This window comes from Rubrobacter calidifluminis (genome assembly GCF_028617075.1).
GTDB classification, from domain to species: Bacteria; Actinomycetota; Rubrobacteria; order Rubrobacterales; family Rubrobacteraceae; genus Rubrobacter_E; species Rubrobacter_E calidifluminis.
Genome location: NZ_JAQKGV010000001.1, coordinates 190,696 through 204,489, shown reverse-complemented (window position 1 = coordinate 204,489; position 13,794 = coordinate 190,696). Strand labels below are relative to the sequence as shown.

The 13,794-nt window shown below is 69.9% G+C and carries 16 protein-coding genes; 2 read left to right on the top strand and 14 right to left on the bottom strand.

Features of this window, described 5'->3' with window-relative positions:
• Position 1: 1 nt before the first annotated feature.
• The 10 genes from PJB24_RS01015 to PJB24_RS00970 are packed head-to-tail and all read right to left on the bottom strand — an operon-like array spanning position 2 to position 8,448.
• Complete coding sequence (locus PJB24_RS01015) at positions 2 to 997, bottom strand: acetyl-CoA carboxylase carboxyltransferase subunit alpha (protein ID WP_273841724.1); 996 nt, start codon at positions 995 to 997, stop codon at positions 2 to 4.
• Positions 994 to 1,839, bottom strand: a complete 846-nt coding sequence (gene accD / locus PJB24_RS01010; protein ID WP_420541862.1) for an acetyl-CoA carboxylase, carboxyltransferase subunit beta — start codon at positions 1,837 to 1,839, stop codon at positions 994 to 996. Before accD ends, PJB24_RS01015 begins: the two co-directional genes overlap by 4 nt.
• Positions 1,835 to 2,632 (bottom strand): tryptophan synthase subunit alpha, encoded by a 798-nt coding sequence (gene trpA / locus PJB24_RS01005; RefSeq protein ID WP_273841721.1) that lies wholly within the window; start codon positions 2,630 to 2,632, stop codon positions 1,835 to 1,837. The genes accD and trpA overlap by 5 nt, the downstream gene beginning before the upstream one ends.
• The gene (gene trpB, locus PJB24_RS01000) at positions 2,622 to 3,833 is read right to left on the bottom strand and encodes a tryptophan synthase subunit beta (RefSeq protein ID WP_273841718.1); all 1,212 of its coding nucleotides are present in this window, start codon (positions 3,831 to 3,833) and stop codon (positions 2,622 to 2,624) included. The genes trpA and trpB overlap by 11 nt, the downstream gene beginning before the upstream one ends.
• Positions 3,811 to 4,431: a phosphoribosylanthranilate isomerase gene (locus PJB24_RS00995; protein WP_273841716.1), complete on the bottom strand. Its 621-nt coding sequence runs from the start codon at positions 4,429 to 4,431 to the stop codon at positions 3,811 to 3,813. The genes trpB and PJB24_RS00995 overlap by 23 nt, the downstream gene beginning before the upstream one ends.
• A gap of 1 nt (position 4,432) precedes the next feature.
• Positions 4,433 to 5,410, bottom strand: a complete 978-nt coding sequence (locus PJB24_RS00990; RefSeq protein WP_273842033.1) for a ring-cleaving dioxygenase — start codon at positions 5,408 to 5,410, stop codon at positions 4,433 to 4,435.
• Positions 5,411 to 5,415: 5 nt separating this feature from the next.
• Positions 5,416 to 6,078, bottom strand: a complete 663-nt coding sequence (locus PJB24_RS00985) for an alpha/beta hydrolase (protein ID WP_273841714.1) — start codon at positions 6,076 to 6,078, stop codon at positions 5,416 to 5,418.
• Positions 6,072 to 6,851, bottom strand: coding sequence for an indole-3-glycerol phosphate synthase TrpC (locus PJB24_RS00980; protein WP_273841712.1), 780 nt, complete (start codon positions 6,849 to 6,851; stop codon positions 6,072 to 6,074). The genes PJB24_RS00985 and PJB24_RS00980 overlap by 7 nt, the downstream gene beginning before the upstream one ends.
• Complete coding sequence (trpD, locus tag PJB24_RS00975) at positions 6,848 to 7,876, bottom strand: anthranilate phosphoribosyltransferase (protein WP_420541853.1); 1,029 nt, start codon at positions 7,874 to 7,876, stop codon at positions 6,848 to 6,850. Before trpD ends, PJB24_RS00980 begins: the two co-directional genes overlap by 4 nt.
• The gene (locus PJB24_RS00970; RefSeq protein ID WP_273841707.1) at positions 7,876 to 8,448 is read right to left on the bottom strand and encodes an anthranilate synthase component II; all 573 of its coding nucleotides are present in this window, start codon (positions 8,446 to 8,448) and stop codon (positions 7,876 to 7,878) included. Before PJB24_RS00970 ends, trpD begins: the two co-directional genes overlap by 1 nt.
• A 39-nt stretch (positions 8,449 to 8,487) precedes the next feature.
• Between PJB24_RS00970 and PJB24_RS00965 the strand changes: the two genes are divergently transcribed.
• Both PJB24_RS00965 and PJB24_RS00960 read left to right on the top strand, forming a co-directional pair.
• The gene (locus PJB24_RS00965; protein WP_273841706.1) at positions 8,488 to 9,438 is read left to right on the top strand and encodes an ornithine cyclodeaminase family protein; all 951 of its coding nucleotides are present in this window, start codon (positions 8,488 to 8,490) and stop codon (positions 9,436 to 9,438) included.
• A gap of 11 nt (positions 9,439 to 9,449) precedes the next feature.
• Positions 9,450 to 11,849, top strand: a complete 2,400-nt coding sequence (locus PJB24_RS00960; RefSeq protein WP_273841704.1) for a glycoside hydrolase family 31 protein — start codon at positions 9,450 to 9,452, stop codon at positions 11,847 to 11,849.
• On the opposite strand, the gene PJB24_RS00955 is transcribed toward PJB24_RS00960, so the two are convergent.
• From PJB24_RS00955 to PJB24_RS00940, 4 genes are all read right to left on the bottom strand, one after another.
• Positions 11,842 to 12,591 carry an SDR family NAD(P)-dependent oxidoreductase gene (locus PJB24_RS00955; RefSeq protein ID WP_420541861.1) on the bottom strand — a complete coding sequence of 250 codons (750 nt, stop codon included), beginning with the start codon at positions 12,589 to 12,591 and terminating at the stop codon, positions 11,842 to 11,844. The genes PJB24_RS00960 and PJB24_RS00955 overlap by 8 nt on opposite strands.
• A 55-nt stretch (positions 12,592 to 12,646) precedes the next feature.
• Complete coding sequence (locus tag PJB24_RS00950; protein ID WP_273841701.1) at positions 12,647 to 13,003, bottom strand: hypothetical protein; 357 nt, start codon at positions 13,001 to 13,003, stop codon at positions 12,647 to 12,649.
• A 61-nt stretch (positions 13,004 to 13,064) separates the two neighbouring features.
• Entirely contained in the window at positions 13,065 to 13,550 is a 486-nt protein-coding gene (locus PJB24_RS00945) for a YbaK/EbsC family protein (protein WP_273841699.1), read from the bottom strand.
• A gap of 4 nt (positions 13,551 to 13,554) precedes the next feature.
• A complete protein-coding gene (locus PJB24_RS00940) occupies positions 13,555 to 13,740 on the bottom strand; it encodes a hypothetical protein (protein ID WP_273841696.1) in 186 nt (61 codons plus the stop codon).
• Positions 13,741 to 13,794 lie beyond the last annotated feature (54 nt).

Below are 13,794 nucleotides of genomic sequence, written 5' to 3'. Positions count from 1 at the left end.
GCTAATCGCGCCCGCGGGATGTATGGTGCCCGTTCCTGCCGGCCTCGAGAGACTTCGGGGCCCCGATCGCCCGGTAGCGCCGGTAGCGCATCTCGAAGAGCGCGGCGGGGTCGATCCCCTCCAGCCTCTCCAGCGCCCGCCCGATCGCACCCCCCACCGCCTCGACGACCGGAGCAGGATCCTTGTGGGCCCCTCCGAGGGGTTCCGGGATCACCTCGTCCACGATCCCGTGCTCCGCGAGATCCTCCGCGGTGATCCTCATCGCCTCCGCCGCCTCCTCGGCGCGAGAGGGGTCCCGGAAGATGATCGACGCGCAGGACTCCGGGGCGATCACCGAGAGGTAAGAGTTCTCGAGTATCCCCAGGTAGTCCGCCAGGCACATCGCGAGAGCGCCACCCGAGCCTCCCTCGCCCGTGATCACCGAGACGACGGGCACCGGCGAGCGGGCGAGCGCGAGAAGATCCTCCGAGATCGCCCACGCCTGCCCCCTCTCCTCGGCCCCGCGCCCGGCGAACGCCCCGGGCGTATCCACGAGCGAGACGACCGGGAGCCCGAACCTGGCGGCGAGCGCGTAGAGCCGCCGGAGCTTGCGGTATCCCTCCGGGTGCGCCATCCCGAAGTTGGTCCGAACCCGGCTCTTCACGTCCCTGCCCTTGTCGTTCCCGACCAGGACCACCCGGCGCCCACCTTCCTTCAGCCGGGCGAGGCCTCCCGAGACCGCGACGTCCTCCCCGTAGTGCCGGTCTCCGGAGAGCTCGTAGAAGTCCTCCGTCAGCGCCTCGACGTAGGTCCGGAAGTTCGGCCGTTCGGGATGGCGGGAGATCTGAACCCGCTGGTAGGGGGTGAGGTTGAGGTAGATGCGTTTTCTAGCCGTCTCGAGCGCTCGCTGCAGGTTCGAGATCTCATCCTGCAGCTCCTCACTCTCCCCGGCGAGCCGCTGCAGCTCCAGGATGCGGTCCTCGAGCTCCTTTATCGGGCGTTCGAAATCGAGGATCATGCGAGAAGCTCCAGAAGACGCCTCACATCCTCCCTGAGCTCGAGCCGGTGCACGATCCTGTCGACCATCCCGTGCTCGCGCTGGAACTCGGCGGTCTGGAATCCCTCAGGCAGCCTCTCCTTGGTCGCACCTTCGATCACCCGCGCCCCGGCGAACCCCACCCGGGCGCCGGGCTCGGCGAGGATCACGTCGGCCGCGGTGGCGAAAGAGGCCGTGACCCCTCCGAAGGTCGGGTCGGTGATGACCGAGACGTAGGGCTTCTTGCGCTCCCGCGTGTAGCGGACCAGCTCGACGCTCGTCTTGGCGAGCTGCATGAGCGAGTAGATCCCCTCCTGCATCCTGGCCCCCCCCGAAGAGGAGACGATGATGAGCGGGAGATCCTCCTCCAGCGCCGCCTCCATCGTCAGGGCGACCTTCTCCCCGACGACGCTCCCCATCGACCCCCCGATGAACCTGAAGTCCATCACCGCGAGCGCCACGGGCCTGCCCCCGATAGTGGCCCTCCCGGCGACCACCGCCTCACCGAGCCCGCTCTTCTCCCGCGCCTTCTCGAGCTGCCCCTCGTAGCCCTCGAAGGAGAGCAGATTCTCCGCCCGCATCTCCCGGGCCATCTCCGTGAAGCTACCCGGGTCGGCGAGCAGCTTTATCCTCTCCGGCGCAGAGATCGGATAGTGATAGTCGCAGTTGGGGCAGACGTTGAAGCGGCTCTTGAGGTCCTCCTCGTAGACGGGCTTCTTGCACCCCCTGCACTTGGTGAAGACACCGTTTATCTGCCCGAGACCGCTCTCGGTCTCGGGGGCGCTGCGGGAGTACTCCCTCCGTTTGCTCAGCCAGTGCCTAATCGCCGGCCCCCGCCCTCTCGAGCTCGAGAGCCTCCCGGATCCCGCGCAGCCACTCCCCGGCCGCACGCGCCCCGCCCTCCTCGACGAGCCGCATCAGCCGGCTCCCGATGATGACCCCGTCGGCCTCCGCAGCCGCCTCCGCCGCGGCCTCCGCGGAGCTGATCCCGAACCCGAGCGCCACGGGAGCACCCCCGCTCTTCGCCTTCACCCTCCGCAACAGCGCGAGCGCCCCTTCTGGAAGCCTCTCCCGCTCGCCGGTCACCCCGGCGACCGAGACGCAGTAGACGAACCCGGTCGCGACCCTGCCTATCTTCTCCAGACGCTCGTCCGTCGAGGTCGGGGCCGCGAGCGGACACACCGCCACCCCTCGCTCTGCAGCGAGCCTGCCGAAGTCCCCGAACTCGTCCACCGGCAGGTCCGGGACCACGAGCCCCGCCACCCCGGCGTCCGCCGCCTCCTCCAGAAAACGCCCCACACCCCGGGCGAAGATCACGTTGTAGTAGATCAAAAAAACGACCGGCACGCGCGAGGATAGACCGCGCGCCAGATCGAGGCAGTAGTCGAGGTTCGCCCCCTCCTCGATCGCGCGGGCGGTCGTCCCCTGTATCACGGGCCCGTCCGCGAGCGGGTCGGAGAAGGGCACCCCGATCTCGACGATGTCCGCCCCGGCCTCGACGTACGCCTCGCCGACCTCCCGCGCCCCTTCGAGCGTCGGGAAACCGGCCGTCAGGTAGGGGATGAGCGCCGCCCTGCCCTTCCTGAAGGCCCCCCTTATCTTCCCGCTACCGTCCATCGCGCTCCGCGAGGGCCTTGGCCGCCTCCTCGACGTCCTTGTCGCCGCGGCCCGAGAGGTTCACGACCAGGTTCTTCCCCGGTCCGAGCTCCTTCGCCACTTTCTCGGCGTAATGTATCGCGTGCGCCGTCTCCAGGGCCGGGATTATCCCCTCCACCCTCGAGCACAGCTCGAAGGCGGCGAGCGACTCCTCGTCGGTCGCGCTCACGTACTCGGCGAGACCCTCGTCCTTGAGGTAGGCGTGCTCGGGTCCGGTCGCCGGGTAGTCGAGACCGGCCGAGACCGAGTGCGCCTCGCGCACCTGCCCGTCCCCGGTCTGCAGCACGTAGCTCTTCGCGCCGTGCAGCACCCCGAGCCGCCCCTCGGCCAGCGACGCCCCGTGCTCCCCAGAGGCGAGGCCACGCCCCGCCGCCTCGACGCCTACGAGCCGCACGTTCTCGCGCCCGATGAACGGGTAGAACGCACCGATCGCGTTCGAGCCCGCCCCGACGCAGGCCACGATGGCGTCCGGATCCGATCCGAAGCGCTCGCGCGACTGCACCTCTATCTCGCGCCCTATGACCGCCTGGAAGTCACGCACGATCCTGGGGTAGGGGGCCGGCCCCACCACGCTCCCGATGATGTAGTGGGTGTCCTCGACGTTCGTGACCCAGTCCCTTATCGCCTCGTTCACCGCGTCCTTGAGCGTCTTCGACCCGCTCCCGACCGGCGCGACCTTCGCCCCCAGAAGCTCCATCCGCACCACGTTGAGCCGCTGGCGGACGGTGTCCTTCTCGCCCATGTAGACGACGCACTCCTTGCCGTACATGGCCGCCACCGTCGCCGTCGCCACCCCGTGCTGGCCCGCCCCGGTCTCCGCGATGATCCTCCTCTTGCCCATCCGATCGGCGAGCAGGATCTGACCGAGGGCGTTGTTGATCTTGTGCGCCCCGGTGTGCGCCAGATCCTCGCGCTTGAACCACACGTTCGCCCCGCCCCACGTCCTGGTGAGCCGGGCGGCGAACATCAGCGGCGTCGGCCGGCCGACGAAGTCCCGGGAGAGGGAGTCGAGCTCCTCCACGAACTCGGGGTCGGTCCTGTAGCGCTCGTAGGCCTCCTCGAGCTCCTCCAGCGCGTGGATGAGCGTCTCCGGCACGTACCTGCCGCCGTAGGGGCCGAAGTACCCGGCCCTCACCTCTTCACCGCCAGCCTTTTGCTGCACCTACGAACCTCCGGATGCGCTCACCACTCTTCTTGCCGGGCCTCTCCTCGAGTGAGCTCGAGGCGTCCACGCCGTACGGGCGGAAGAGCTCGACCGCCTCCCGCACGTTCTCCGGCGAGAGCCCCCCTGAGACGAAGATGTTAGCACAGCCCCTCACCTCGTTGGCCACCTCCCAGTCGAACGTCCTCCCGGTCCCTCCCCGCGCCACCCCGTCGTACGCGTCGAGCAGGAAGAAGTCGGCCGGGCAGGAGCCCATCACCGCGAGGGAGGCGGCGTCGCGCACCCGGATGGCCTTCATCACACCGAGGTCGCCCCGGCGGAGCTCCTGGATCTCCCCGGGCCCTTCGTCGCCGTGGAGCTGCGCGAGGTCGAGCCCGACCGACTCCGCGATCTCGAGGATCCTCCCCGGCTCCTCGTTCACGAAGACCCCGACCTTCAGGATGCCGCCGGGCAGCGCGGAGGAGATCTCCCGCGCCCGTTCCACCCCGACGCGTCGCGGGCTCTCGGCGAAGACGAACCCGACGGCGTCCGCGCCCGCTCCGGCGGCGGCCAGCGCGTCCTCGACGCCGGTGATCCCGCAGATCTTCACCAGGACCATCTCAGGAGGCACCCTTCCGAACTGCGGTCTCGAGCGGGACGAGCCCCGCCTCTATCTCCCGGCGATGAGGCTCCAGGAACGGAGGGAGCGAGAGGTGCTCGCCCAGGTGATCCGGGTCCTCGTCCACCGCGAAGCCGGGGCCGTCGGTCGCGATCTCGAAGAGGACCCCACCGGGCTCGCGGAAGTAGATCGAACGGAAGTAGTAGCGGTCTATGACCGGGGTGACCCCCAGGCCCGCCCGCGCGAGCCTCTCGCGCCAGGCGGCGTGCTCTTCCTCGTCCGGAGCCCGGAAGGCCACGTGGTGCACGCCACCAGCACCCACCCTGCGGTGGCGCGCGAGATCGGGGCGTTCGACCAGCCGCACCTCAGTCCCCGGCCCTCCGGGACCGACCTCGAGCGTCACCACCCGGTGAGAGTCCTCCGTGTGCTCCGCCGCCCTGCGGAAACCCATGACCCGGGTCATCAGCTCCAGCGTCGGCCCGAGCTCAGAGAGCGCGAGGCTCACCCCCTCGATCCCCCGGATGCCGCGCGAGGCCTCCACCGGGCTCTTCTCCCACGGCACGCCGGGCTCGGTGCCGCCCCCCGTATCGTCGACCAGCTCCAGGCTCTGCCCCTCGGGGTCGGTGAACGGGAGCACCGCCCGTCCCTCCCGCTCGCGCACCTCACTGGGGGAGATGCCATGCTCCTCGAGGCGTTCGGCCCACCACCCGAGCGCCTCCCGTCCCGAGACCCGGAAGGCCGTCGCCGAGACGAGGCCCGCTCCGGGCCGATGCGGGGCGGCGAAGGACCAGTCGAAGAACGTCATCTCGGTGCCGGGGCGTCCGATCTCGTCGGCGTAGAACAGGTGGTACGCCGAGACGTCGTCCTGGTTGACGGTCTTCTTGACGAGCCGCATCCCGAGAACGCCGGTGTAGAAAGCGACGTTCCCGGAGGCGTTCGCCGTGACCGCCGTCACGTGGTGTATCCCGCCCAGCTGCATCTCGCTCACCCCTCTCGCTCGCCCTCGATACGGGATATTACCCCATCGCGCAGCCACACCCCGGCCTCCTCGATCTCGGCGCGAGTAAGCCCGTGCCCGGCCTCCTGCCAGCGCAGCTCCACCTCCGCCCCCGCCTCCCGCAGGATCTCCGCGAGCCGGGAGGTACTCCCGCGTGGGATCATCGGGTCGAACCTGCCGGCGGAGAGGAAGACGCTCCGGCTGGAGAGGTCCGGCAACTCCCGCGGCTCGAAGGGGACCATCGCGCGCAGCAGCACCGCGGCGCGCAGGGTCTGCGGGCATCTCAACATGACGCTCGCGGCGACGTTCGCCCCGTTGGAGTAGCCGACTGCGACGACCCGGGAAGGGTCGAAGCCGTACTCCCGGGAGGCCTCCCCGACGAAGGCGGCGAGCTCGCGCGTGCGCAGGCGAAGATCCTCCTGGTCGAAGACCCCCTCGGCGAGCCTCCGGAAGAAGCGCGGCAGGCCGTTCTCGAGCACCTTCCCCCGCACCGAGAGCAGCGAGGCGCCGGGCGCGAGCTCTCTGCCGAGCGGGATCAGGTCGCTCTCGTCCCCCCCGGTGCCGTGCAGCAGGAGCAGCGTCACGCCGGATCCGCCCCTCCCGCCGATGAAGCGGTGGACGAAGCCTGGGTGCGGCCCCTCGCCTACCACGGCATCGAGGAGATCCTGCGGACCAGCGACGGGTCGCGCACCGCCGCCTCGCCGACGAGCACCGCGTCCGCCCCGGCGTCGCGCAGCCGGCGGGCATCGGCGACCTCCCTCACCCCGCTCTCGGCGACCAGCACGACGTCCCCGAGCAGCGGGGCGAGCCTCTCGGTCGTCGCGAGATCCACCGAGAAGTCCCTGAGGTCGCGGTTGTTGACCCCTACGATCCCGGCCCCGGCCTCGAGCGCGAGAGAGGCCTCCCGCTCGTCGTGCACCTCGACGAGCGCGGCGAGGCCGAGCTCCCCGGCGAGCGAGACGTAACGCGAGAGCGTCTTCGCGTCCCTGAAGAGCGCGACGATGAGGAGCACCGCATCCGCGCGGGTCGCCGCTTCTATGACCTGCGCCTCGTCCACCGTGAAGTCCTTGCGCAAAACCGGCAGGCCCGTCCTCTCGCGCGCCGCGTCCAGGTCGAGCATCGAACCCCGGAACCTCGAAGGCTCGGTGAGCACCGAGAGGCATCTCGCCCCCTCCCGCTCGTAGCGCTCCGCCCACCCGGCCGGGTCGAGCTCCCGGATGTCCCCGGCAGAGGGCGAGGCCCGTTTGACCTCGGCTATCACCGAGACGCCGGGGGCCTCGAGCGCGGCGGCGAAGGGCCTCTTCTCGAAGCGCAGCGCCTCCTCGTAGAGGATGTCCAGGTCCGCGCTCCTCCTGAGCTGCGCGGCACGCTCGCGCGCCACCTCCGCGAGGGCTCCGAGTATGCTCGGGACGCTACCCCTCACAGGACACCCCCGGCGAGGCGGCGGGTCGTGCGCACGAAGCTCTCGAGCGCCGAGAGCGCCTCCCTTCCGTCGACCGACTTGGCCGCGATGCGAACCCCGGAGGCGAGGTCCGGACAGAGCCCGGCGACGTATATAGCGGCGCCGGCGTTGAGCAGGATCACCTCGCGCGCCGCCCCCCTCTCCTCGCCCGAGAGCACGTCGCGCAGGATGCGGGCGTTCAGGTGGGCGTCGCCGCCCAAAAGGGCGTCGGGCCCACGCACCTCCATCCCGAAGTCCTCCGGCGAGATCTCGTACTCCCTTATCCCGTCATCTCCGACCTCGGCGACGAACGTCTCGCCGCACAGCGTGATCTCGTCCATCCCGTCCGAGCCGTGCACCACCAGCGCCCGCTCGGCCCCGAGCCGGAGCAGCGCCTCGGCGACCGGCCTCAGGTATTCGCGGCTGAAGACCCCGACGAGCTGACGCCTCGCCCCGGCCGGGTTGGTCAGCGGGCCGAGCAGGTTGAAGACCGTGCGGAACGGCAGTTCCGCCCGAACCGGGGCCACGTATCGCATCGCCGGGTGGTGGGTGCGGGCGAACATGAACCCGATGCCGGTCTCGGCGATGCAGCGCGAGACCTGCCCCGGGGAGAGCTCTATCTCCGCCCCCAGGGCCTCCAGCACGTCGGCCGAGCCCGAGCGGCTGGTCGCGGCCCGGTTGCCGTGCTTGGCGACCTTCACCCCAGCCCCGCACGCGACGAAAGCCGCGGCGGTGGAGACGTTGATCGTGCCCTTCGCATCCCCACCGGTGCCGCAGGTGTCCACCACCTCCGGCGGGGCCTCTACCTTCTGGGCGAAACGGCGCATCGCCCGGGCGAAGCCCACGATCTCGTCGACAGTCTCCCCCCGCAACCTGAGCGCTGTGAGGAGCGCCGCGGTCGCCGCCTCGGAGGCCACCCCCTCCATCACCGTCTCGAGCGCCCGCTCGGCCTCCCCCTCGGAGAGGGTGCCGCCTGATGCCAGGGTGCGCAACGTATCGCGAAGCACTAATCGTCCAACAGGAAATTCGAGAGGAGTCTTCTGCCGCTCCCGGTGAGCACGCTCTCGGGGTGGAACTGGACACCCTCCACGGGGGATCCCCGGTGGCGCACACCCATGATCACGCCGTCTTCCGTGCGCGAGGTCACCACGAGGCACCCCGGCACCGAGGAGGGCTCGATGACGAGTGAGTGGTAGCGGGTCGCGGTGAAGCCCTGTTCTAGCCCCCGGTAGACCCCCTCGCCGTCGTGCAGGATGCGCGAGGTCTTGCCGTGCACCGGCTCGCCCCGGACGACCTCGGCCCCGAACGCCCGGCCTATCGCCTGGTGCCCGAGGCAGACCCCGAGCAGCGGCACGCCCTCTCCGGCCGCCTCCCGCACGAGATCGACGGAGATCCCGGCATCGTCCGGCGTGCACGGTCCCGGCGAGACTACTATCCTATCCGGATGGAGGGCCAGGGCTTCGCGGGGTGAGATCTCGTCGTTGCGGCGGACGACCACCTCGCCTGCGCCCAGCTCGCCGAGGTACTGCACGAGGTTGTAGGTAAAGGAGTCGTAGTTGTCCAGGACGAGAACCCGCATCGCCAGGAGAATTTTAGCAGGTGGGGAAGGAGGGGCGCTTTGACCCTGCTCCTCACCGAATCCGACGTCGAGAGCGTGCTCGACTTCCCGAGCGTGATAGAGTCCGTCGAGCAGGCCTTCCGGCAGCAGGCCGGGGGCCTGGCGACGAACCACGCCCGCCGCCGGGTGATGACGCCCTCGAGCGGCCTGAACGTGATGTTCGCCGGCGCACCCGAGATGGGGTCGATGGGCCTGAAGGCCTACTCGATCTCGCGCTCCGGGGCACGCTTCTACGTGATGCTCTTCGACGCCTCGACCGGCGAGCTGCTCGCGATCGTCCAGGCCGACCGGCTGGGGCAGATGCGCACCGGAGCGGCGAGCGCGGTGGCCACCCGGTACCTCGCCCGGCCGGACGCCAGGACGCTCGGCATCTACGGGGCGGGCTGGCAGGCCGAGGCCCAGCTCGAGGCGATAGCCTGCGTGCGTGATCTGGAGCGCGTCGTCGTCTACAGCAGAACCGGGGAGTCGCGCCGGGCGTTCGCCGAGAGGATGAGCGAGAGGACGGGCCTCGAGGTCGAGCCGGTCTCCTCCGCCGAGGAGCCCGCCGCTCAGGACATCGTGGTCACGATCACCTCCTCCCGCGAGCCGGTGCTGCGCGGCGAGTGGCTCTCCCCCGGATCCCACGTCAACGCCGCCGGCTCGAACTTCCTGTACAAGAGCGAGATCGACCGCGACACGGTCCGTCGCTCGAGCCTGGTGTGCATAGACTCCCGCGAAGAGATCGGACTAGAAGCCGGGAGCCTCCTTCCCTCGCTGGACACCGGCGTCCTCTTCCCGGAGGCCGTGCACGAGCTCTCGGAGGTCGTCGCCGGACGCATCCGGGGCCGGCGCGGCCCGGAGGACGTGACGCTCTTCGTCAGCCAGGGGATAGCGCTCGAGGACGTCGCGACGGCCCGGCTGGTCTACGACCGGGCGCTGGAGCAAAACCTCGGTCGCGACGTGGATCTCTGAGAGGAGGAGGCTTGTTCGAGGAACCGGAGAGGTTCAAGACGCCCTTCGAGGAGGGCTATCGCCCGCTGGGGCGGGCGGAAATGACGGATGGCCAGAAGGGCGGCGTACGGCTGCGGTGCGGAGATACGACGGTGGAGGTGTCCGCGCCAGCCCCCGGCATCTTCCGGGTCGGGATGTTCCCGGGGGGACACCCGGTGGAGTACGGCTCCTGGGCCGTCGTGGAGGGAGCGTGCGATCCACCGGCCACCGAACTGCGGGAGTCGGAAGGCGGGATCGTCCTGCGCGCCGGGGACCTCGAGGCGCACGTCTCGCTCGATCCGCTGCGGGTGGGCTTCGCCGATGACTCGGGCAGACCCTTCGCCGCGGACGACGCGAGGCTCGGGATGGGCACCCTCCGGGACGGCAGGCTCCGGCTGTACAAGCGGCGGGAGGAGGGAGAGCGCTTCTTCGGCTGCGGCGAGCGCACCGGCGGCCTGGAGAAGACCGGCTCTCGGCAGATCTTCTGGAACGTCGACCCGCCGCTCGGGCACACCGCGGCGCTCAGCAACCTCTACTCTTCGATCCCGTTCTACCTCTCGCTGCGGGGAGGGGGGTCCTACGGCCTCTTCCTGGACAGCCCGCGCCGCTCCGTCCTCGACCTGGCGAAGGAGGACGGAGAGCTCGTGGCCTACGAGGCGGACGGAGGCGACCTCGTCTATTACGTCCTCGCGGGACCAGCGCCACGCGACGTCGTCGAGCGCTACACCGCGCTCACCGGAAGGACGCCGATGCCGCCGCTGTGGGCTCTGGGCTACCAGCAGAGCCGCTGGAGCTACGAGCCCGAGACCAGGCTGCGCGAGGTGGCGCGGGAGTTCCGCGAGCGGGACATCCCCTGCGACGTCCTCTACCTGGACATAGACTACATGGACGGCTTCAGGGTCTTCACCTGGGACGAGGAGAAGTTCCCCACCCCTGAGAAGCTCATCTCCGACCTGGCGGAGGACGGCTTCCGCGTCGTCACGATCGTCGACCCCGGCGTGAAGGTCGACGGGGACTACCCGGTCTACCGCGAGGGCCGGGAGAAGGGCTTCTTCTGCCTCGCACCTGACGGGGAGGAGTACCGCAACGTCGTCTGGCCAGGGGTGTGCGCCTTCCCGGACTTCACCGACCCCGGGGTCAGGGCGTGGTGGGGCGAGAAACACCGGGCGCTCGTGGACGCCGGGGTCGCCGGCATCTGGTGCGACATGAACGAACCCTCGCTGGGCATCCCCCGCCAGTCTACGATGCCGCCCGAGGTCGTACACCCGGGTGGGGGAAGGCCGAGGGAGCACGGCGAGGTCCACAACGCCTACGGGATGCTGATGGCGCGGGCGACACGGGAGGGGCTGTTGAGGCTGCGCCCGGAGGAGCGCCCGTTCGTGATCACCCGCTCGGGTTACGCCGGGGTGCAGCGACACGCGCTGCAGTGGACCGGGGACAACTCCTCGTGGTGGGAGCACCTGTGGATGGCGATGCCCCAGCTGCAGAACATGGGTCTCTCCGGGGTCGCCTGGGCCGGGGTGGACATCGGAGGCTTCGGCGACGACTGCGACGGGGAGCTTCTCGCGCGCTTCACCGAGTTCGGGGTGCTGCAGCCGTTCTGCCGCAACCACTCGGCTAAGGGCACCCGCGAGCAGGAACCGTGGGTCTTCGGCGAGCCCTACGAGTCGGTGTGCCGCAGGATGATCAAGCTGCGCTACCGCCTGCTGCCCTACCTCTACTCGCTCTTCGAGGAGTGCCACCGCACCGGCGCGCCGATCCTGCGTCCGCTCTTCTTCGAGTTCCCCGAGGACGGGCGCACCCGTACCACCGACGACGAGTTCATGCTCGGGAGCGCCCTGCTCGCTGCCCCCATCACCCGTCGCGGCGCCTCTCACCGCCACGTCTACCTGCCGGAGGGCGCCTGGTTCCACCTCTGGAGCGGCGAGCGCATCGAGGGGCCGGCCGACGTCCTCGCCCGCGCCCCGCTCGGCGAGCCGCCGCTCTACGTGAGGGCGAACCACCCCCTCCCGCTCGGGCCGGAGATCAGCCACACCGGCGAGCGCTCGCCGGAGGACCCGCTGACGCTCCTGATCCACGCGGCCGACGGATCGGGCTCGACGACGCTCTACGAGGACGAGGGCGACGGCTTCGGCTACGAGGAGGGCGTCTACGCCCGGCGGAGGATCTCCTGCGAGGGCGCCGGCGGGCGCACGACCGTCCGGCTCGGGGAGCGCGAGGGCTCCTACGAGCCGGGACCGCGGGAGGTGCTCCTCGACGTGCGCGGCGCGGGGGAGGTACGCGAGGTCAGGGTGGACGGCGAGGAGCGGGGGTTCCGAACCGGAGACGGGAGGCTCCTCGTGCAGCTCGGGGAGCGGCCCGGGGAGACCGTAATCGAGATCGAAGCTACTTGAACTCCGCGTAGCCGTCGTCGACCATCACCACCGAGCCGTTTATCGCGTCGGCCTCGTCGGTGGCGAGCAGGGCGACGGCGTCGGCGATCTGCTCCGGGGTCAGTATCCTGCGGCGCATCTGACCGCGGGCGAGCTCCTCGTCCAGCCCCATGTCCTTGTATCCCTGGATGATCGGGGTGTCCACCCCGCCCGGGGCGATCGCGACGACCCGTATGCCGTAGCGGGCGAGCTCGAGCGCGGCGGCCTGGGTCATCATCTTTATCGCGCCCTTGGAGGCGTGGTAGCCGATCACGCCGGGAGAGGCGAGGAACGCGTAGACGGAGGCGGTGTTGATGATCACGCCGGGGTTCTCCAGCTCGGCCATCTTCCTGCCGGCGGCGAGGATGCCGTGGTAGACACCGTACTGGTTGACCTTCACCACCCGGTCGTAGTGCTCGGGCTCGTGCTCCAGAAGCGGGGCGTAGTGCCCGATGCCGGCGTTGTTGAACATGACGTCCAGCGTCCCGTACTCCTCTACCGCCCTCTCGACAGCGGCCTCGACCTGGTCGAACTCCGAGACGTCCGTGCGAACGAAGAGGGCCTCGCCGCCGGACTCCCGCACGTCGCGGGCCGCGGCCTCCCCCCTCTCCTCGTCCAGCTCGGCGACGACGACCTTCGCGCCCTCGGCGGCGAACTTGCGCGCGGTGGCCCGCCCTATGCCGCTCCCGGCCCCGGTGATCACGGCGACCTTCCCCTCGAGCATCATCTCAAAGGCTCCTCCTGATTCTGACAGCCGGTCGGAGGAGAGTATAAGGGAGCTAGCCGTGGAACAGGAAGAGGTTTATGGCGCGGGTGGCGATGAGGAGAGCCCCCAGGTAGAACAGGATGAAAAGCTCGCCCCAGGAGTTCCCGCCCCGGCGCACCGGTCGCGTCCTGTACTCGACGAGCCCGGTCATTATCCCGACGGCGCAAAGACCCCAGATCCAGTAGAACGTGAGGTAGCGGGCGAAGTCCCCGGGGGCGGGGAATGCTATCGCCCAGGCAAACGCCGCCGTTACGAAGGCGGCGACCGCGAGCGAGACGACGAACATGGTCTTGTTCACCCGGCTGCGCCTCTTCCATGCGAGCCAGTCCCGCAGCGGGTTGGGCCGCCCGTTCTCCGGAGCCTTCTCCATACCCCGAGATATTAGCAGGAAGGTGCGGGAGACAAAGGTGATAGGCTTCGCAAAACGCGCCCTATCTCCTGCTGACCCTGGCCGCCTTCGCGCCGGTGATCCGGAGGAGCTCCTCCGGATGCAGCCCGAAGACCACGTGGGTGTGTCCGGCCGCGGCCCATACTTCGTCCTCCTCGAGCAGATCCTCGTCGAGGATGGTCGGCGGCTGGCCACCGGGGATGACCGGCGGCACACCGCCGATGGAGAAGCCAGTCTCCCCGCGCACGAAGTCGGCGTCCGCCTTCTCGAGCTCTTCTCCGAAGAGCGCCGACACCCGCTTCTCGTCCACCCGGTTCGCCCCACCGGCGAGGACGAGCAGGGGCCGGCCGCTTCTCTTCCCCCTGAAGACCAGAGACTTCACGATCTGCTCGACCCTGCGGCCGAGCGCGGCGGCGGCCTCGCGGGCGCTGCGCGCGGTCTCCTCGAGCTCGACGAGCTCCGCTTCCACACCCCGCTCCTCGAGCGCCTCGCGCACCTTCACCACGCTCGCCCTCTCCGTGTAGGCCAAGACCCTAGCTCCCGAGAAGCCGCCCGAGATCTTCTTCGCTCAGGTGAGGCTCCCACTCCTCGTCGGAGAGGGGCAGGAAGTGCGCGCCGACGACCTCGAGCTTGCCGTCCCTGGCCGCCCTGACCTCGACGAGAGATCCCTCGGCGTAGACGTTCCCGCCGAGATCCCTCACCTCCCGCGTGAGCCTCACCTTCACGAGAGCCAATGATAGCAGAAGGAGGGGGCGGCCCGTAGGGGCCGCCCC

What these genes read in the sequence shown, in the direction of transcription:
- trpA (WP_273841721.1), bottom strand. Translation starts at nt 2,632, where the DNA reads ATGGACGGTAGCGGGAAGATAAGGGGGGCCTTCAGGAAGGGCAGGGCG.
- PJB24_RS00970 (WP_273841707.1), bottom strand. Translation starts at nt 8,448, where the DNA reads ATGCGGGTTCTCGTCCTGGACAACTACGACTCCTTTACCTACAACCTC.
- PJB24_RS00990 (WP_273842033.1), bottom strand. Translation starts at nt 5,410, where the DNA reads ATGCAGCTGGGCGGGATACACCACGTGACGGCGGTCACGGCGAACGCC.
- PJB24_RS00995 (WP_273841716.1), bottom strand. Translation starts at nt 4,431, where the DNA reads ATGGTCCTGGTGAAGATCTGCGGGATCACCGGCGTCGAGGACGCGCTG.
- PJB24_RS00955 (WP_420541861.1), bottom strand. Translation starts at nt 12,591, where the DNA reads ATGCTCGAGGGGAAGGTCGCCGTGATCACCGGGGCCGGGAGCGGCATA.
- PJB24_RS01015 (WP_273841724.1), bottom strand. Translation starts at nt 997, where the DNA reads ATGATCCTCGATTTCGAACGCCCGATAAAGGAGCTCGAGGACCGCATC.
- PJB24_RS00950 (WP_273841701.1), bottom strand. Translation starts at nt 13,003, where the DNA reads ATGGAGAAGGCTCCGGAGAACGGGCGGCCCAACCCGCTGCGGGACTGG.